Source organism: Intrasporangium sp., assembly GCF_039812505.1.
Taxonomy (GTDB): domain Bacteria; phylum Actinomycetota; class Actinomycetes; order Actinomycetales; family Dermatophilaceae; genus Intrasporangium_A.
In genome coordinates, this window is record NZ_JBDIAQ010000027.1 from 14732 (window position 1) to 32894 (window position 18163).

The 18163-nt window shown below is 71.7% G+C and carries 17 protein-coding genes and 1 tRNA gene; 10 read left to right on the plus strand and 8 right to left on the minus strand.

Features of this window, described 5'->3' with window-relative positions; all coding sequences use genetic code 11:
* The first annotated feature begins 309 nt into the window (after positions 1-309).
* The 8 genes from valS to WMI84_RS05935 all read left to right on the plus strand — a co-directional run bounded on the left by valS (position 310) and on the right by WMI84_RS05935 (position 9762).
* A complete protein-coding gene (valS, locus tag WMI84_RS05900) occupies positions 310-2976 on the plus strand; it encodes a valine--tRNA ligase (protein WP_347351266.1) in 2667 nt (888 codons plus the stop codon).
* Between the two features lie 937 nt (positions 2977-3913).
* Positions 3914-4384: a hypothetical protein gene (locus WMI84_RS05905; RefSeq protein ID WP_347351267.1), complete on the plus strand. Its 471-nt coding sequence runs from the start codon at positions 3914-3916 to the stop codon at positions 4382-4384.
* 90 nt (positions 4385-4474) lie between these two features.
* Entirely contained in the window at positions 4475-5482 is a 1008-nt protein-coding gene (locus tag WMI84_RS05910; protein WP_347351268.1) for an HD domain-containing protein, read from the plus strand.
* A gap of 97 nt (positions 5483-5579) precedes the next feature.
* Positions 5580-6290 (plus strand): DUF4129 domain-containing protein, encoded by a 711-nt coding sequence (locus tag WMI84_RS05915; RefSeq protein ID WP_347351270.1) that lies wholly within the window; start codon positions 5580-5582, stop codon positions 6288-6290.
* The gene (locus WMI84_RS05920; protein ID WP_347351271.1) at positions 6287-6820 is read left to right on the plus strand and encodes a hypothetical protein; all 534 of its coding nucleotides are present in this window, start codon (positions 6287-6289) and stop codon (positions 6818-6820) included. Before WMI84_RS05915 ends, WMI84_RS05920 begins: the two co-directional genes overlap by 4 nt.
* Before the next feature lie 2 nt (positions 6821-6822).
* Positions 6823-7842 (plus strand): MoxR family ATPase, encoded by a 1020-nt coding sequence (locus WMI84_RS05925; protein ID WP_347351272.1) that lies wholly within the window; start codon positions 6823-6825, stop codon positions 7840-7842.
* Positions 7832-9160, plus strand: a complete 1329-nt coding sequence (locus tag WMI84_RS05930) for a DUF58 domain-containing protein (RefSeq protein WP_347351273.1) — start codon at positions 7832-7834, stop codon at positions 9158-9160. Before WMI84_RS05925 ends, WMI84_RS05930 begins: the two co-directional genes overlap by 11 nt.
* Before the next feature lie 14 nt (positions 9161-9174).
* Positions 9175-9762, plus strand: coding sequence for a hypothetical protein (locus WMI84_RS05935; protein ID WP_347351274.1), 588 nt, complete (start codon positions 9175-9177; stop codon positions 9760-9762).
* Between the two features lie 3 nt (positions 9763-9765).
* Here WMI84_RS05935 and WMI84_RS05940 read toward each other — a convergent pair whose 3' ends face one another.
* The 6 genes from WMI84_RS05940 to WMI84_RS05965 form a co-directional block, all read right to left on the minus strand.
* Entirely contained in the window at positions 9766-10386 is a 621-nt protein-coding gene (locus WMI84_RS05940; RefSeq protein WP_347351276.1) for a hypothetical protein, read from the minus strand.
* A gap of 40 nt (positions 10387-10426) precedes the next feature.
* On the minus strand, positions 10427-11701 hold the full coding sequence (gene clpX, locus WMI84_RS05945; protein WP_347351278.1) for an ATP-dependent Clp protease ATP-binding subunit ClpX: 1275 nt from the start codon (positions 11699-11701) through the stop codon (positions 10427-10429).
* Positions 11702-11872: 171 nt separating this feature from the next.
* Positions 11873-12169 (minus strand): hypothetical protein, encoded by a 297-nt coding sequence (locus tag WMI84_RS05950; protein WP_347351279.1) that lies wholly within the window; start codon positions 12167-12169, stop codon positions 11873-11875.
* 223 nt (positions 12170-12392) lie between these two features.
* A complete protein-coding gene (locus WMI84_RS05955; RefSeq protein WP_347351281.1) occupies positions 12393-13382 on the minus strand; it encodes a hypothetical protein in 990 nt (329 codons plus the stop codon).
* Positions 13383-13647: 265 nt separating this feature from the next.
* Entirely contained in the window at positions 13648-14310 is a 663-nt protein-coding gene (locus WMI84_RS05960; protein ID WP_347351282.1) for an ATP-dependent Clp protease proteolytic subunit, read from the minus strand.
* 28 nt (positions 14311-14338) lie between these two features.
* The gene (locus tag WMI84_RS05965; protein ID WP_347351289.1) at positions 14339-14959 is read right to left on the minus strand and encodes an ATP-dependent Clp protease proteolytic subunit; all 621 of its coding nucleotides are present in this window, start codon (positions 14957-14959) and stop codon (positions 14339-14341) included.
* A 356-nt stretch (positions 14960-15315) separates the two neighbouring features.
* On the opposite strand from WMI84_RS05965, the gene WMI84_RS05970 reads away from it, so the two are divergent.
* Entirely contained in the window at positions 15316-15576 is a 261-nt protein-coding gene (locus WMI84_RS05970) for a hypothetical protein (RefSeq protein WP_347351284.1), read from the plus strand.
* A 149-nt stretch (positions 15577-15725) separates the two neighbouring features.
* Here WMI84_RS05970 and tig read toward each other — a convergent pair whose 3' ends face one another.
* A complete protein-coding gene (tig, locus tag WMI84_RS05975; RefSeq protein WP_347351286.1) occupies positions 15726-17165 on the minus strand; it encodes a trigger factor in 1440 nt (479 codons plus the stop codon).
* Positions 17166-17328: 163 nt separating this feature from the next.
* Between tig and WMI84_RS05980 the strand changes: the two genes are divergently transcribed.
* Positions 17329-17838 carry a hypothetical protein gene (locus tag WMI84_RS05980; protein ID WP_347351287.1) on the plus strand — a complete coding sequence of 170 codons (510 nt, stop codon included), beginning with the start codon at positions 17329-17331 and terminating at the stop codon, positions 17836-17838.
* A gap of 249 nt (positions 17839-18087) precedes the next feature.
* On the opposite strand, the gene WMI84_RS05985 is transcribed toward WMI84_RS05980, so the two are convergent.
* Positions 18088-18158: transfer RNA gene (locus WMI84_RS05985), tRNA-Gly, on the minus strand.
* Between the last annotated feature and the right edge of the window lie 5 nt (positions 18159-18163).

An 18163-nucleotide genomic window follows, 5' to 3' on the forward strand; every position in this document is an offset into this window, starting at 1 on the left:
GGCAGACACTCTGCCGTACCGGGACCGCCGGCACACGTCTGCCCCCCGGCCCGACCCGACGTCGCCGCCGGGCTGGATGTGGGCCGCCGCCTCGTCGGCCGTCATCACCTTCGAGCGCAGGGCGGCGTTCGCGATCCGGTCGGACATGATCCCTCCAGCCCGGGCGTGGTGTGGCCAGTCCGGCAGCGGCCGTTGGAACCCGCTCGCCGGTCGACCCGGCGGACGGCGGGAGCCGGCCGAGCGGCATACCGGCCGACCCGGCACAAACGTGTTCGAGGGTGCCCACGGCGGCGTGGAAGGATTGCCCGCATGACAGACGCCCCCGCGACCCCCCGGATCCCCGAGCGCCCCACGCTCGACGGCATCGAGGACAAGTGGATGCGGGTATGGCGCGAGCAGGGCACGTACGCCTTCGACCGGGCGCGGGCCCTGTCGCTCCCGCGCGAGCAGGTCTTCGCGATCGACACCCCGCCGCCCACGGCGAGCGGGAGCCTGCACGTCGGGCACGTCTTCAGCTACACGCACACCGACTGCATGGCCCGCTACAAGCGGATGCGCGGCTGCGAGGTGTTCTACCCGATCGGCTGGGACGACAACGGGCTGCCGACCGAGCGCCGGGTGCAGAACTACTACGGGGTGCGCGGCGACGCGACGCTGCCGTACGTCGCGGGCTACCAACCGCCGTTCAGCGAGGGGGTCGACGAGAAGGGCAAGGCGATCAAGGCCGCGGACCAGCACCCGGTCAGCCGCAGGAACTTCATCGAGCTGTGCGACGTGCTCACGGTCAAGGACGAGGTGACCTTCGAGTCGCTGTTCCGCAGGCTCGGCTTCTCCCTCGACTGGGACATCTCCTACCGCACGATCGACGAGCGGTCCCGGGCGGTGGCCCAGCAGGCCTTCCTGCGCAACCTCGCCCGCGGCGAGGCCTACCAGGCCGAGGCGCCCGGGTTGTGGGACGTGACCTTCCAGACGGCGGTCGCGCAGGCCGAGCTCGAGGCGCGCGACTACCCGGGCGCCTACCACCGGGTGGCCTTCCACCGTTCGGGGGCCGACGGCGGCCTGCCGCCGGTCTACATCGAGACGACCCGCCCGGAGCTGGTCCCCTCGGTCGTCGCGCTGGTCGCGCACCCCGACGACGAGCGCTACCGGCCGCTCTTCGGCTCCACCGTGCGCTCGCCGCTCTTCGGAGTCGAGGTGCCGGTCCTGGCGCACCCCGCGGCCGAGATGGACAAGGGCGCCGGCATCGCGATGTGCTGCACCTTCGGAGACCTCACCGACGTGATGTGGTGGCGCGAGCTGCGCCTGCCGACCCGCTCGATCATCACCCGCAACGGGCGCCTGCAGGCGGAGACGCCCGAGTGGATCGCCGGTGGCCCGGGCGAGCAGCTGTATGCCGCTCGGCTGGCCACCCGCACCACGTTCAGTGCGCGCGAGGCCGTGGTGGCGGCGCTGCGCGAGTCGGGTGACCTCGACGGCGAGCCGGTCCGGACGCAGCGCAAGGCGAACTTCTACGAGAAGGGCGACAAGCCGCTCGAGATCGTCACGTCGCGCCAGTGGTACATCCGCAACGGCGGGCACGACCCCGAGCTGCGGGCTGCCTTCGTGGACCGGGGCGAGCAGATCGACTTCCACCCGCCGTTCATGCGGGCGCGGTACCGGAACTGGGTCGAGGGCCTCAACGGCGACTGGCTGATCTCGCGACAACGGTTCTTCGGCGTTCCGTTCCCGGTGTGGTACCGGGTCGACGAGACCGGCGAGGTCGACCACGACGCCGTGCTGCCGGCCGCCGAGACGGCCCTGCCGGTCGACCCGCAGGTCGACGTGCCGGAGGGCTACGACGAGTCCCAGCGGGGCCGGCCCGGCGGCTTCGTGGCCGACCCCGACATCATGGACACCTGGGCCACCTCCTCGCTCACCCCGCAGATCGCCACGGGCTGGCCCGTCGCGGACGGGTCGGGGCTGGGCTCGGACCCGGAGCTGTACCGGGCCATCTTCCCGATGGACATGCGGCCCCAGGCCCACGACATCATCCGGACCTGGCTGTTCTCGACGGTCGTGCGCGCGCACTACGAGTCGGGGACGGTGCCGTGGCGGGGGGCCGCGATCAGCGGCTGGATCCTCGACCCGGACCGCAAGAAGATGAGCAAGTCCAAGGGCAACGCCGAGACCCCCGAGGACGTCGTGCGCGCCCACGGGGCCGACGCGGTGCGCTACTGGGCGGCCTCCGGGCGGCTCGGCACCGACGCCGCCTACGACACCGGCCAGATGAAGGTCGGGCGGCGGCTGGCCATCAAGGTGCTCAACGCCTCGAAGTTCGCCCTCGGCTTCGGCGAGGTGCCCGGCGACCTGCACCGGGCGGTGGCCGACCCGCTCGACCTGTCCATGCTCGCCCGGCTGGCCGAGGTCGTCGACGCGGCCACCCACGGCTTCGAGGCGTGGGACTACACCCGCTCGCTCGAGGTCACCGAGAGCTTCTTCTGGATGTTCTGCGACGACTACCTGGAGCTGGTCAAGGACCGCGCCTACGGTGGTCAGGGCGAGGCGGCCGCGGCCAGCGCCCGGGCGGCGCTGCGGATCGCGCTCGAGACCCTGCTGCGCCTGCTCGCGCCGTTCATCCCCTATGCGACCGAGGAGGTCTGGTCGTGGTTCGCCCACGGGTCGGTGCACCGGCAGGCCTGGCCCACGAGCGCGGACCTGCCCGCCGGGGGCGACCCCGCCGTGCTCGGCTCCGTCGGCGAGGCGCTCGGCGCCGTGCGCCGGGTCAAGTCCGAGGCGAAGCTCGGCATGCGCGCCGAGGTACGCACGATGACCCTCGTCGGCACCGCGGCCGAGCTCGAGCGGGTCCGCGGCACCGAGGCGGACCTGTGCGCGAGCGGGCACGTGCGGTCCCTGCTCTACGAGGAGGGTGACGGCATTGAGGTGCGCGACGTCGAGCTGGTCGCGGCGCAGCGGGAGAAGCAGACCGGGCTTGCGTGAGTGCCCGGTCGAGTAGCTCACCGCGAGGTGGACCTGAGCCGACTCCGGTTATGCTCACCGCGTGGCGATGGCCGGGTCGGCAACTTCGTCTGGTACCGCAGCGCGGGCACCTCCGGCCAGAGCCGGGTCCTCGTCCTCACATTGGACGCCGGGTACGCCGCGACGACCACACGCGCACCGGACCGTCCAGACACGCCGCGGCGGAATCGGTCAGTCGTCAAGTCGGCCCAATGGGTCCCAATGCGCATCGGGCCCGATGGCGTACCCCACCGGGCGGCCGGCGGACAAGAGCGCTTGCTCGAGCAAGCTTGGGGACGTGCGACGAGATGCTCCGGGCTGGATCCGGTCCCACAGCTCTGATACGGCGCTGCCGTCGTGACCGCCGAGAGCCACCCGACCGGGCAGCACGGTGTTTCCGGCCGATAACCCGTCGATACGGGCGACCGCGCATCCACCGAGTCCGGTCTCGTCGGTGGAGGTGCTGCGGCGGCTCGTCATGACGAGAGGGCACCCGCGCTGCCGAGCCGACGAGCCGGTCCTGCGCCCGGTCGGTACCGCGGGCGGTCCGGCCGCGCCGTCCCGGTCGCGCTGGTGGCTGGCTTCGGAGTTGGCTCTGTGAGGACCCTCTGGTAGGGAACGTGCTGTGTGTGAGTCGTTGCCGGGCGGTGGCAGCAGGCGGTGCCCGGACCATCGGCGGTTGGGGTGGCTGAGCGCGCGGCAGGTGGCGCCTGCCCATCGTGAGGATGGCGTGCCGGATGTCGAGTGGGCGGCCTCGGACCTGTCACTGCTGTGGGAGGGGGGTTCTGGTCCTGGGCACCGAGCCCTCGGGGCAGCGCTGGATCGCTTGCTGAGCGACCGGGCATCGGAGCCGGCGATCACGGACGCGTTGCGTGAGGTAGTGCCGCCTCGAGCCCGGTTGCACGGGCTGGAGTTTCGGATGAAGTCCCCGGCGAGCACAGCGGGCAAGGTGGCTCGCAAGCGCAGTGGTGGTTCGGTGCAGGCGACGATGGGTCGGTTCACGGACACGTTGCGGTACACGGTGTGCACCGAGCAGCACGACGACATCGTTGCGGCGGCTCGCCTGGTGCTGGCCGCGCTCGTCGCACGGGGGATGACGGTCATCGAGGCGAGTAGTCGCTACCGGGACGGGGCGCCGTACAAGGGGCTGCACTTCGTGGTGCGGGACCGGCCCGGGACGACGTTCGAGCTACAGGTGCACTCCGAGCTGTCCCAACGGGTCAAGGACGACGGGCATCGGTACTACGAGCAGGCGCGGGACCCGGACACGTCCGATGCCGCCGCCGACGAAGCCGAGGCGCGGTGCGTGGAGCTGTCCCGGCAGGTGCCGACCCCGGCGGGCCTGCAAGAGGCGACCGAGTTCGAGGGCTGCATCCTCGAACGAGTGTGAGGAACGCCCCTGACTGTGAGGACACCGTTATGCTGTGACTACGTGATGGACGGGGACGTTCATGCCCAGTCACGGCGGAAGGTGGACCTGATGGCGGCGAGGTTCTTCGCGGTGCAGGATCGCGATGACGGCGGCACACTGTACGCGCTGATGGCGATGAGTGACCAGCTTCGGCCCGGTTTCACGCAGGCGTACCGGTGGATGCCGAACTTCGACGTGTGGGTCGTCGACCGGGGGCTCAAGCGTGACTTCCGTAGCTTCCCCGGCGACCAGCTGAACGAGTTCGAGGAGATCGATCGGGCACGCGCGCGCGACCTGGTGCGCGAGCTGCCGCGGATAGCCACCCGGTGGGTGCTCGACGCTTACAAGGACGAGTCGGAGCGGTTGACGTCGGCCGATCTCGGCCTTGAGTCACCGAGCGCGCCTCCGGACGTGATCGACGCCGTCCGGAAGGCGAGGCCGGGCGAGTGGGTGTCAGCGCGGGTGCTCCCCGCTGCGAAGTACGCAGCGGCCCGCAAATGGGTCTCGGAGATCCGCCTGGGCAAGAAGGCCCGGTGGGCGCAGCTGGGGCCGCTGGAGGCCCGTCTGGTGCGCGGCGACGCGGTGATCGAGGCGTACGTGCGCCGCGCGACGAGCAGCGGCGCGGTGGTGGCCGCCGCTCAGCGGATCGCGGAGGCCGCGCACGCCGGCCAGCTCGACAAGGCGGGCCAGCCCTACATCGACCACCTGCGCCGCGTCGCGGGCGCTCTGGCGGACGAGGCAGAACCGGCGGAGGCGGTCGCCGCCGGATGGCTCCATGACGTCCTGGAGGACACCGACACCACACCGGAGGAGCTGGCCGAGGCCGGCGTCCCGTCGGAGACGATCGAGGCCGTCCAGGCGGTCACCAGGCGCTCGGGGCAGGCCGTGGAGGACTACGCCGCCCGCATCGCGGCGACCCCGCTCGCCGTCGAGGTCAAGCGCGCAGACATGGCCGACAACTCCGACCCGGGGCGCCTCGCGCTGCTCGACAGGGCGACGCGCGTCCGCCTGACCAAGAAGTACGACCGGATGCGTGACTTGCTCGACTCGCACGATCGGCAGTCCCCCGGGCAGTGACCCGTCGTGCTTCCGCTCGACAGGCCGACAGCCAGGGAGGCCCGCAGACGTCACCGAGTGGCTGGGGCAGTCGCACATCCTGGCCTAGGGTTTTCCCATGTCCCGAAGGTGGGTCGTGGCTTGGGTGGCAGCCGGTTCGTTCGTCGTCCTCGCGCTGCTGCTCACCTCGGTCGGCGACCCGGTCTCGCTCCTCACGCCGCGACGGGACACGTCGGTCCCCCGCACGCCCCCGGTGCCGACGCTGCCCACGACATCGGCCCGCCCGTCCCGCCCTGTGCCGACCGGCACGGGAGAGGCGTTCGGCCCGATGGCCGCCTTCATCGGGCTGCTGGTCCAGGTCGTGGCCGTGCTCGTCATCCTGCTGGTCCTCGGGGTGGTCGTCGCGCTGGTCCGGTCGGCCTGGCTGCGCCGGCCCCGGCTCGTCTCGCGGCCCGCCGCGGACCTCGCGATGCCCGGCGTGCCCGAGGAGCTGCTCTCCTCGGCCGCGGAACGGCTTCGCCTGCTCACCGAAGGTGAGCCGCGCAACGCGATCGTCGCCGCCTGGCTCAGCCTCGAGACCGCCGTCGCCGCGGTCGGGCTCCCCCGCGAGCCGGCCGAGACCTCGACCGAGTACACCACGCGCGTTCTGCGCACCTGGGACATCGACCCGCGCAGCCTCGCCGACCTCGCGGCGCTGTACCGCGAGGCGCGGTTCTCCCGGCACGCCCTCGGCGAGTCGCAACGGCGCCGGGCGATGCGCGACCTGACGACGTTGCACGACGACCTCGCGGTGGTGGCGGCCGGGGCGAACGGGGCGCCGACGACGTGAGCCGGCTGAGCGGCATACGCGACCTTGGACGCAGCAGGGCGTGGCGCCGACGCGCCGCCTCGACGGTGGCGGTGTGGCTCGGGCTCGTCGTGCTCGCCGCCCTGCTCGGGCAGCGCGCGAGCGTGGCCCAGCTGGCGGCGGTGGTGCTCGCCGTCGCGATGCTGCTCTGGTACCTCATGGACCACGCCGCCTCGAACGCGCTGACGCACTGGCCGGTGAGCGACCTCTACCGGTTCCACGCGCACCGCGGGCAGGACTTCCGCGTCACCAACCTCGCGACCCGGCTGCGGGCCGCCAACGAGCGCGGCGAGGGACGTGAGAGCCTCGTGGTGGACCTGCACGCCCTGCTGGGCACGGTCATCCGCGAGCGGCTGCACGCCAAGCACGGGCTCGTCGTCGAGGAGGAGCCGAAGTGGTCACGGGGGGTCATGCCGCCGGAGCTGTGGGCCTTCCTGACCCAGCCGCCCGACCCGGACCTGTACCGGCCGGACCGGCTGCGGGCCGTGGTGGAACGCATCGAGAGGTGGTGACCGTGCAGCTGCAGGAGGCCAGCGAGCTCAGCTCGGCGATCCTGACGGAGGTCGAGCGGGCCGTCGTCGGCAAGCGGGGCAGCCTGCGGCTGGTGCTGACGGGGATCCTGGCCGGCGGGCACGTGCTCATGGAGGACTTCCCCGGCCTGGGCAAGACCCTGACCGCCCGCAGCTTCGCGCAGACACTGGGTCTGGAGTTCCGGCGGGCCCAGTTCACCCCCGACCTGCTGCCCGGCGACCTCACCGGGTCGTTCGTGTTCGACCAGCGCAGCAGGGAGTTCGAGTTCCGGGCCGGACCGCTGTTCACCGGGCTGCTGCTGGCCGACGAGATCAACCGGACGCCGCCGAAGACCCAGGCCGCCCTCCTCGAAGCGATGCAGGAGCGCCAGGTGACCGTGGAGGGCCGCACCTTCCCCCTGCCTCGGCCGTTCCACGTGCTGGCGACCGCGAACCCGGTCGAGTACGAGGGCACCTACCCGCTCCCCGAGGCCCAGCTCGACCGCTTCCTGATGCGGGTCTCGTTCGGCTACCCCTCGGCCGACGAGGAGTGGCAGATCCTCGCGGCGCGCGTGGCGCGCCGGCACGAGGAGCAGACCCTGCGCCAGGTCGTGACCGCCGAGCAGCTGCTCGCCATGCAGACCGCCGTCGAGGACACCGACGTCGACGAGTCCGTCGGACGGTACTGCGTCGCGCTCACGGCGGCGACCCGGACGCACGGCGACGTGCTGATGGGCGCCTCACCGCGCGGCGCCCTCGGGCTGATGCTGTGCGCCCGGGCGCTCGCGGTCGTCGACGGCCGCGACTACGTCACGCCGGAGGACGTCAAGGCCGTCGCCCCGGCCGTGCTCACCCATCGGATCACGATCAAGCCCGAGCTGTGGATGAGCAGCGTCAGCGCCGGGGGTGTCGTGGCCTCGGTGCTGCGCGCGGTCCCCGCACCGTCCGCCCGGGAACAGCGCTCGGCGACCAGCCGGGCGGCGGGCGCGCCCGGTGAACCACGGGCGGGGCGCGATGCCGGCTGACCGGCACCTGCCGGACCGGCGCGGGACCACCGTGACCCGCTCGGTCGGCGAGTGGGCGCCGACCGCGGCCCACTTCCGTGCCGTCGCCCTCGGCGCCGGGTCGCTGCTGCTCGCGGCCGTGCTCCGCCGCCCGGACCTGATCGTCATCGGGATCCCCCTCGTCGTCGCGGCGGTATGGGGTCAGCTGGCCCGCCCGCGCACCGAGCCGACCGCCCGTGTCCGGCTCGCACAGCCCACCCTGCGGGAGGGTGAGACGACGACACTCGTCGTGCACACCGACGCGCTCTCCCCCGGCTGCCACGGCGTCGTGATCCTCTCCAGGACGCCGTGGGTGGAGCCGAGCCCGTCGACCGGGACGGCCCCGGTCGAGGGGCCGGTGGCGGTCATCGGCGTTCGTTCGACCCGGTGGGGGGTGCGCCCCCTCGGGACCGTCACGCTCGCCCTGACCAGCCCGTGGGGCGCGTTCCGCTCGGGCCCGGTCGAGCTGCCCGACCTCACCACGACGACCCTGCCGGTCCCGGCGGTGTTCGACTCCGCTGCGCCGACGCCGCACCCGCGTGGCATCGTCGGGGTCAACCGCTCGGCGCGACCCGGCTCGGGCAGCGAGTTCAACACGATCCGGGCGTTCCAGCCCGGTGACCGGCTGCGGCGGATCAACTGGCCGGTCTCGCTGCGGACCGGTCGCCTGCACGTCACCTCTACGTTCGCCGACGAGGACGCGCACGCCGTGCTGCTCGTCGACGCCTTCAGCGACCTGGGCCACCGCGAGGGCGTCGACGGCCGCCCGACGAGCCTTGACGTCACCGTCCGGGCGGCCGGCGCGCTCGCCGACCACTTCCTGCGGGCCGGCGACCGGCTGACGCTGCGCACCGTCGGCGCCGCCGACATCCCACCCCTCGGGGTCGGCTCCGGCACGCACCACCTGCGCCGGGTCCTGGAGACGCTGGCGCGGATCGAGCCGGCGTCGCAACGCCGGGACGACGGCCGGCTGGCCATCCGGGGCCTGGACCCGCTCGGCCTCGTCCTGGTGCTGAGCCCCCTCGTCGAAGGGGTCGTCGTCGAGCTGACCACGACGCTGGCCGCCCGCGGCCTGACGACGGTCGTGATCGACACGTTTCCCGAGCACCTGACCGCCAGCCCCGACGACCCGTACGAGGCACTCGCCTGGCGGATCCGGCTGCTGTCCCGGCAGGTCCAGGTGGCCGCGCTCGTCGGCCGCGGCGTCCCCGTCGTCCCATGGCGCGGCTCCGGCTCGCTCGACCACGTCCTGCGCGACATCGCCCACCGGGCCTCGGCGCCGCGGCTGGTGCGCCGGTGAGGACGGTGCGCCGGGTGAGCAGCGACGGCGGCGGGGTCGGCGGGGGGCGCGCGAGCCGGCGGCCCGTCCGGTTCATCCGGTTCGGCACCGGGCCCGAGTGGTCGGTGGCCCACGCGCTGCTGGGCGGGGTGGCCACCCTCGGCGTCGTGGGCTACCTTGCCGCCCTCGATCAGGCCGCCGGAGGGTTGGAGGCCATATGGTGGCTGCTGGCCGCCGTGCCCCTGCTGACGTGGTCCCTGTCCAACTCGGCCGCAGCCCTGCTGCTCTGGACCCTGCTGCTCGTCGTGTGGGTCAACCTGACGCCGGAGGGCAGCTTCTCGTGGTGGTCGGTGCTGGCTGCCGCCGGAGTGGCCGTATCCCATGCCGCGACGGCCGCGGCGGACGCACGGCCGCCGGTGGCCCCCCTCGGGCGCAGCACGGCGCGCCGGTGGGTGCGCCTGGTCGTCATCGCGGTCGCCGCCGCCACGGTCGCCGCGGTCCTGGTCGCGCTCCTGCTCGGCCGGACAGGAGGGCTCAGCGCGGCGGCATACGTCGTCGGGCTGGCCGGGCTGGCGACGGGGGTGTGGGCGCTGCGGACCAACCCGCCCGAGGAGCCGGACTGACCGTCAGTGTCCCCCGGCCGGCCAGACGGCGCACCAGGGCACGTCCCACCCGGCCAGGCCCAGCCGTCGGGTGACGAAGGGCTCGCGGGGCAGGCCGACGACGTGCCCGGTCGACGGTTCGTAGACGTCCGGGTCGAGGTCGGCGCTCGGGGGGAGCACGAGCACGACGTGGCGCGGCAGGGACGAGCTGCCGACGTAGAGCAACGCGGGTCCGGACTCGGTCGTCCGACGCTGCAGCTCCCCGTGGACCTGCTCGAGCCGACGGCGGGCGACGAAGCGGAACCAGGTGGTCCGGTAGCGGCATGGAGTCGGTGCCACCCCGCGCTCGACCTCGCCGCGGGCACCCCAGGGGGGCGTGCCGAGCGCGCGCGGCCAGGGAGGCTGGAGTCGCCCGTCGGCACCGACCAGACCGTTCGTGCGGCCCGCGACGACCTGCTCGTAGGCGGCGAAGCGGTCCTCGGGGGACTCGGATCCCGTCCGGTCGGGGTCACCGTGGCGGATCCAGTCGGCCAGCGGCGGGTTGGCGAGCATCCGGGCGACGGCCAGACAGGCCGACCCGCACGTGGTCGGCGTCTGCTGACGGGGGGCCGGGTCACCACGGACCAGCCGGAACGGTGCCGCCACGACGGGTGGAGCTACCTCGCTCGGGTCCGCCGGCCCCGGCTCACGCGGACTCCTTGCGCTGGCGCTTGCGGGTCTCCGGTGCACGCCGGACGACCGTGGGCAGCACGTTGTCGAGGACGACCTCGCGCGTGACGACGACCCGGGCGATCTCGTCGTCGCTCGGCACGTCGAACATCACCGGCAGGAGGACCTCCTCCATGATCGCCCGCAGGCCGCGCGCGCCGGTGCCGCGCAGCAGCGCCTGGTCGGCGACCGCCTCGATCGCGTCCTGGGTGAACTCGAGCTCCACACCGTCGATCTCGAACATCCGCTGGTACTGCTTCACGAGCGCGTTGCGCGGTGTCGTCAGGATGGCGACCAGGGCCTGCCGGTCGAGCGGGGCCAGCGTCGTCAGGACGGGGAGCCGACCGATGAACTCCGGGATGAGGCCGAACTTGAGCAGGTCCTCGGGCATGACGTCGGCGAAGGTGTCGGCCAGGTCCTTGGGGCTGTGCAGCGCCGCACCGAACCCGAGACCCTTGCGCCCGGCCCGCTGCTCGATGAGCTTCTCGAGGCCGGCGAAGGCCCCGCCCACGATGAACAGGACGTTGGTCGTGTCGATCTGGATGAACTCCTGGTGTGGGTGCTTGCGGCCACCCTGGGGCGGCACCGAGGCCGTCGTGCCCTCGAGGATCTTCAGCAGCGCCTGCTGGACACCCTCGCCGGACACGTCGCGGGTGATGGACGGGTTCTCGGACTTGCGGGCGATCTTGTCGACCTCGTCGATGTAGATGATCCCGGTCTCGGCCTTCTTCACGTCGTAGTCGGCCGCCTGGATGAGCTTGAGCAGGATGTTCTCGACGTCCTCACCGACGTAGCCGGCCTCGGTCAGCGCGGTCGCGTCGGCGATCGCGAAGGGGACGTTGAGCATCCGCGCGAGGGTCTGCGCGAGGTAGGTCTTGCCCGATCCGGTCGGGCCGATCAGCAGGATGTTGGACTTGGCGATGTCGACATGGTCCTCGGCCTTCTTGACCCCGTCGCCGGCCTGGATGCGCTTGTAGTGGTTGTAGACGGCGACGGCCAGGGACTTCTTGGCCTGGTCCTGCCCGACGACGTAGTTCTCGAGGAACTCGTAGATCTCCCGCGGCTTGGGCAGGTGTTCCAGGCCCAGCTCGGTCGTCTCGGCCAGCTCCTCCTCGATGATCTCGTTGCACAGCTCGATGCACTCGTCGCAGATGTAGACGGCCGGCCCGGCGATCAGCTTCTTGACCTGCTTCTGGCTCTTTCCGCAGAACGAGCACTTGAGGAGGTCTCCGCCTTCTCCGATTCGTGCCACGTGGACGCTCCTGGTGCCTCGACTGCCTCGCGCGGGGGTGCGCAGGGCCATACCCCCAATCTACGGGGCCATGACCTATTAGACGACGCGGCAGGTGTTCCCCGCTCGCGCAACGCCGCTTGTCCGCTGATGGCGGACAAACGACGGCCGTGTCACTCGTCCGTATGCCGCTCACTCGCCTCCCGTCCGGCGGTGCCGTCCCAGCCAGACCCGTCCCAGGGCGATGACCACCCCGGCGCCGCCGACCCAGGGCCACCAGGGGATGCCCTCGCCGCGGGCTGCGACCGCTCCCGGCAACGCCTGCGCGGACGGTGCCGCCACCGGTCGCATGGCCGGAGCATGCCCGGGGCCGGTGACCGCCTCCACCTCCTCGGCGGCCTCGGGGGTCCACGCGGTGTTCCCGTCGCAGAGGCCGGACACGAGGTCGCCGCCCTGAGCACGGGCGTAGATCAGGTAGGTGCCGCCCACGCCGACTGTGCGGGGATCACCACGAGACCCAGCAACAGCGCCACCAGCGCGAGCAGGCGGCCCAGCTGCAGTCGTGCCATTCCCAGACGCTGCGCCCACCCATGCGCGCCCGCATCCCGCCTACCTAGTCGGGTCCGCACCCGAATCTGTAGGCCCCGGGGGGCGAATCCCCTACCGAATCGGGTCCGCACCCGAATCTGTAGGCGCCCAGGGCGCGAATCCCCTACCGAATCGGGTCCGCACCCGAATCTGTAGGCGCATCGCCGTACTCAAGCGGGTCGGTGATGTCTCCCGGCAGGCTGGGGAAGTGGGCGCGCCACTCGTCGGAGAGCCGCGGCACCCCCATCCCCCGCGCCCGCATGACCGCGATGACCCGGCCGAGCGTCGTCGCTGGAGTCCGGTAGACCCCGGTGCCGATGACGACGACGATGCGCCAGTTCTCGTTGTCCATCCACTCACGCCGCCCGATGTCGGTCGACCACTGGCGATCGGACTCCCGGTGCTGCATCCCGTCGTACTCGATGATGATCCGGTACTCCGGGTAGCTCAGGTCGAAGCGCCACCGCACCCGGCCGTCCGCCCAGTGGATCTTGTGGTTGACGACCGGCTCGGGGAGTCCGGCGAGCACGATCAGCATCCGCAGTCTGCTCTCCATGGGCGAGTCGACGTCGCGGCGGACGAGTGAGGCTGCCCGTCTGGCGCGCGCCCGGGATCGGCCGGTGAAGGTCGCGGCGGCGGCGACCAGCTGCTCCGGGGTGACGACGCCCAGCCTGACCAGCGAGTCGCCCAGCACCACCAGGTCCACGAGGCCGAGGCCATCCGCCAGATCGAGGAAGGTGGTCTCGACGGTGGTGACCCGCACCCCTCGATGAACCGTCGCGAGCTGACCCGGTCGCACTCGATGGGCGCGAACTCCCTTGACCTTGGGCAGCCGTCCTCCCACACAGGTCAGGTGCACGTGGCCGTCGCCAGGGACCACCCCTCCCCAGATCCGGGCCGCTGTCCGGTGCGACGCCACGGACCCCGGGTCGGCGAGCAACAGTGCAGCCTCTGCCAGCACCACGGGAGTGACCGTTGCCACGGAGCTGATGAAGACTCTGGAGAAGAGGCGGCGGTACCGGCCCGACCGGAGGTCCCACTCGGTGACCCCCTCGGGAAGCACACGGCGACCACCGGTGCCCTGGCTGACGAGGAACGGTTCGGCGCGGGTCATGCCCCGATCGTTGCGGGTTTCGTCCGGGGCCAGAGAAAGTCATCCACAAGGGCTGGTACCACAGCCCGCCTACCGAATCGGGTCCGCACCCGAATCCGTAGGCCACCGGACGCGAATCGCCTACCGAATCGGGTCCGCACCCGAATCCGTAGGCTGACGCGAGCGGAGTCACCCTCGAGTCGGCCCGAGATGGCGGTATGCCGCCGGGCCGGCCCCGCTGGAAGGGGACCTCCAGCGGGACCGGGCCCAGCGGCATACCCGATGGTCAGCTCTCGAGCGAGGCCTTGCGCGAGGCGAGCACCTCGTCGATGAGCCCGTACTCCTTGGCGTCGTCGGCCGAGAGGATCTTGTCGCGCTCGATGTCGTTGCGCACCTGGTCGGAGCTGCGGCCGGTGTGGTGGGCGAGGGTGTCCTCGAGCCAGGTGCGCATCCGCAGCACCTCGTTGGCCTGGATCTCGATGTCGGAGGCCTGACCGTAGTCGCCGCCGGACAGGGCCGGCTGGTGGATCAGGATGCGGGAGTTCGGCAGCGCGAACCGCTTGCCCGGTGCGCCGGCGCCGAGCAGCACCGCCGCGGCGGAGGCGGCCTGGCCGATGCAGAAGGTCTGGATGTCCGGCCGGACGAACTGCATCGTGTCGTAGATCGCCGTCATCGCCGTGAAGGACCCACCCGGGCTGTTGACGTACATCAGGATGTCGCGGTCGGGGTCGAGCGACTCGAGGACGAGCAGCTGGGCGATGATGTCGTCGGCCGAGGCGTCGTCCACCTGCACGCCGAGGAAGATGATGCGGTCCTCGAAGAGCTTGTTGTACGGGTCGGACCGCTTCATGCCGTACGAGGTGCGCTCCTCGAACTGCGGCAGGATGTAGCGGCTGCGCGGCTGGGCACCATCGGGTAGGGCGAGGCGTGCGCTCGGTTCGATGTTCATGCGGGTGTTCTCCAATGTCCTTGCCGGGTCAGGCGGTCTCGTCGGTGGCCGCGGCGCCGGGCGCCGAGTCGCGCTTCAGGGCACCGGCGTCGGGCGCGTCGGTCGACCGCGTGAAGACGTGGTCGACGAAGCCGTACTCCTTGGCCTCCTCCGCGCTGAACCAGCGGTCGCGGTCGGAGTCCTTCTCGATCTGCTCGACGCTCTGGCCGGTGTGCTGCGAGATGAGCTCGGCCATCTGCTTCTTGATGTAGAGCATCTGTTCGGCCTGGATCTTGATGTCGGTCGCCGTGCCACCGATCCCGCCGGAGGGCTGGTGCATCATGACGCGTGCGTGCGGGGTGGCATAGCGCTTGCCGCGCGTGCCCGCCGACAGCAGGAACTGGCCCATCGAGGCGGCCAGGCCCATCGCCACGGTCGCGACGTCGTTGGGGATCCAGTTCATCGTGTCGTAGATCGCCATGCCGGCCGAGATCGAGCCACCGGGGCTGTTGATGTAGAGCCAGATGTCCTTGTCAGGGTCCTCGGCGGACAGCAGCAGCATCTGGGCGCAGATGGCGTTGGCGTTGTCGTCGCGCACGTCGGAGCCCAGGAAGATGATCCGCTCCTTGAGCAGGCGGTTGTAGATGTGGTCGTCCAGACCACCCGGCATGCCGTTGCCGTTGGCCGCGGTGATGTCCGAGGTCACCTAAGTCTCCATCGTCGAAGTTCTCCAGCCGCGACCCGTCGGGGCGGCGCCGGCTGGCTCGTCACAGACCCTAACGTCCCTCGTCGCCAGCGGATTTCCAGGCGGGACGTTGTTCGCCCTGAGCACAACCCGCAGCCACGGCACCGGGTGCGCGACGGGCGCGTGGCCGCATCCCGAGCGGCGCCGCGATCACCGCCGCCCGGCCCGCGTCCCGTCCACCGCCCGGGCGCGTGAGCTGTCTACCTTCGCCTGAAGGGGGTACGCCTGAGGTAGGCGGCCTGGTTGGCGGCCGGGTAGCGCTCAGGAGGTAGGAGCAGGTGATGAGTGACTTCAACGAGTCTGGTGAGCTGAGGCAGGTCGAGCAGGACTACGTGGGCCGCGCGGCCGAGCGGGCGGAGCAGCTGCGAGAGCATCGCGAGGGCGAGCTCTCGGTGACCGTGCGCCACGGCGGCGGCAACACGGGGGCCAACAACGCGGCAGTGGACGACCACCTGACCCTCGGTGCCATGGAGGAGCAGCTGGCCGAGCTCCAGCGGGAGGCCGGTGGTGAGCACGGTCCGGACACCCAGCCGGGGCGGTAGGCCCCGAGCGGATGATGAGGCCGCGCCGGGCGGCCGGGTGAGCACGACGGCTGCGCGCGCGAGCGGGGCCCGGCCGCCGCCCGCGCACCGGGCCCCCCGGGGTACGAACACCTCGGGAGGCCGGTGCGGGTGAGAGCGTCAGGAGCGGGTCAGACGTCGGCCTTCTCGTCGGCCTCGTCTGACTTCCCGACCGCGTCGGCGTCGGTGGCCACGGACGCGCTGGCCGGGCCGGCCTCGTCGGCGGTCGCCTCGACAGCCTCGACCTCGCCCACCTCGACGGCTTCGACCTCGATCTCGTCCTTGTCGGACTCGTCCTCCTCGGTGCCGGGGACGGCGGCGTTGAGGTCGACGACGTTGCCTGCCGTGTCCTTGACCGCGACCTTCTCCAGCACCGTGGCCAGCGCCTTTCGCCGGGCGACCTCGGCGACCATAGCTGGGATCTGGCCCTCCTCGTCGATCGACTTGGCGAAGGCGTTCGGGTCCATGCCGTACTGCTGCGAGGACATCACCAGGAACTCGATGAGCTCCTGCTGACCGACCTCGACCTCCTGCTGCTCGGCGACCGCGTCCAGCAGCAGCTGGGTGCGCAGCGCCTTGCGGGTGCTCTCGTCGACCTCGGCCCGGTGCTCGTCGTCCTCGAGGCGACCCTCCTGCTCGAGGTGCGAGTGGATCTCGGCCTCGATGACGGCCTCGGGGACGGGCACCTCGACCCGGTCGAGGATGGCCTCGAGCAGCTTGTCGCGGGCGGCGACGCCCTGACCGAACTTCTTGTCGTTCTCCGCGCTGCGGGCGATGTCGGCGCGCAGCTCGTCGAGGGTGTCGAACTCGGAGGCCAGCTGGGCGAACTCGTCGTCGAGCTCGGGCAGCTCGCGCTGCTTGACGGCCGTGACCGTCACGGTGCACTCGGCTTGCTTGCCCTCGTGCTCGCCACCGGCAAGCGGGGCGCTGAACTGCGTGGTCTCGTCGGCCGACAAGCCGACCAGCGCCTCGTCGAGACCGTCGAGCATGTTGCCGGAGCCGACCTCGTAGGAGACGCCCTTGACGGAGTCGATCTGCTCACCGTCGATGAGGGCCGACAGGTCGATGGAGACGAAGTCGCCGTCCTGGACGGCGCGTTCGACCGTGACGAGGGTGCCGAACCGGGCGCGCAGCGCGTCGAGACGCTCTTCGACGTCGGAGTCCTCGACCTTGACCTCGTCGACGGTCAGCTCGATGCCGGAGAAGTCGGGCAGCTCGATCTCGGGGCGCTTGTCGACCTCGATCACGAACGAGAGGTCGTCGCCGTCGGCCATCGGGACCGTCAGGTCGCTGATCTCCGGCTGGCCGAGGGGGCGCACCGAATGCTCCTCGAGGGCCTGGCCGTAGAACTGCGGGAGCGCGTTGTTGACCGCCTCCTCGAGCACCGCTGCGCGACCGACGCGCTGCTCGATGATGCGTGCCGGGACCTTGCCCCTGCGGAAGCCCGGCACCTGGATCTGTTCGCCGATGTGCTTGAACGCCGCGTCGAGGCTCGGCTTGAGCTCCTCGAACGGGACCTCGACGGTCATCTTGACCCGGGTCGGGCTGAGGGTCTCGAGCGCACTCTTCACTGCGGGTACTCCATGGCTGGGATCGCGGCCGGCAGCGGCCTGGGGGTTCGGGGTCGGCCACTCATGCTGAGCCACCGGCAACACGCCATGACGGCATGACGCACCGACCGACAATGCTAGCCGTCCACCGGTGGGATCGATAAATGCGCCTATGCTCGGCGCCATGTCGGCCCTCCCCGCGTCCCTCGGCGACCGCCTCCGGATGCTGCAGCTGCTGGCGGCGACGATCGCGGGCGGTGCCGCCCTCGTCGCGGTGGCCCGGGTGCTGGTGGACACCACCGCGCCATGGCCGGCGTGGTGGCAGCTCGCGCTCGTCGTGCTTGCGCTGCTCGCTGCCGCGCTGCTCATCCGCCAGGTCGGCTACGCGGTGCCGGCGCTGCCGCACGGCCTGCCGGACGAGAACGCGGCCGCCACCAGCGTTCGATACTTCAGCTCGACCACCGTCCTGCGCGCCGCCATCTGCGAGATGCCCGTCTTCGTCGCGCTGTTCGTCTCCATCCTGCCCCCGCGGACGTGGCTCCCGCTCGTGCTCGCGGTCCCGGGCGCCGCCGCGCTGTTCTGGATCCATGCCTGGCCCTCCGCGCGGACCGCCGCCGCCGTCGTGGAGGGGCTCGAGCGCGAGGGCGCCAGCAGCCACCTCGTGGAGGCGCTCGGCCTGCGCGGGGCCGGCTGAGCGGGAGGCGCTCGGCCTGCGCGGGGCCGGCTGAGCGGCATACGGGATGCCGCTCACCGAGCCTACGCGGCGACCGTGCGGTTCAGCTCGTGCTCCCTCCCGAACGCCAGTACCCCCCGGCCCGCCGGTCCAGGAAGCCCTCGTCGACGAGGTGGCGCGCAGCACGGCGTCGCGATCCATCGGGGCATCGGCGGGTTCGGGTCGGTCCATGCCCTCCACGGTAGGCAGCGACAGCCGGGGCGGGGTCGGAGCGGGCGACGAGAATCGAACTCGCGTAGCCAGTTTGGAAGACTGGGGCTCTACCATTGAGCTACGCCCGCGCGGC

Coding starts and splice junctions, on each gene's coding strand:
- WMI84_RS05955 (WP_347351281.1), bottom strand. CDS start 13,382: ATGACCCGCGCCGAACCGTTCCTCGTCAGCCAGGGCACCGGTGGTCGC.
- WMI84_RS05970 (WP_347351284.1), top strand. CDS start 15,316: ATGAGTGACTTCAACGAGTCTGGTGAGCTGAGGCAGGTCGAGCAGGAC.
- WMI84_RS05915 (WP_347351270.1), top strand. CDS start 5,580: ATGTCCCGAAGGTGGGTCGTGGCTTGGGTGGCAGCCGGTTCGTTCGTC.
- WMI84_RS05965 (WP_347351289.1), bottom strand. CDS start 14,959: ATGCCGGGTGGTCTGGACGACCACATCTACAACCGCCTGCTCAAGGAG.
- WMI84_RS05910 (WP_347351268.1), top strand. CDS start 4,475: ATGGCGGCGAGGTTCTTCGCGGTGCAGGATCGCGATGACGGCGGCACA.
- WMI84_RS05960 (WP_347351282.1), bottom strand. CDS start 14,310: ATGAACATCGAACCGAGCGCACGCCTCGCCCTACCCGATGGTGCCCAG.
- WMI84_RS05905 (WP_347351267.1), top strand. CDS start 3,914: ATGAAGTCCCCGGCGAGCACAGCGGGCAAGGTGGCTCGCAAGCGCAGT.
- WMI84_RS05980 (WP_347351287.1), top strand. CDS start 17,329: ATGTCGGCCCTCCCCGCGTCCCTCGGCGACCGCCTCCGGATGCTGCAG.
- WMI84_RS05930 (WP_347351273.1), top strand. CDS start 7,832: ATGCCGGCTGACCGGCACCTGCCGGACCGGCGCGGGACCACCGTGACC.
- valS (WP_347351266.1), top strand. CDS start 310: ATGACAGACGCCCCCGCGACCCCCCGGATCCCCGAGCGCCCCACGCTC.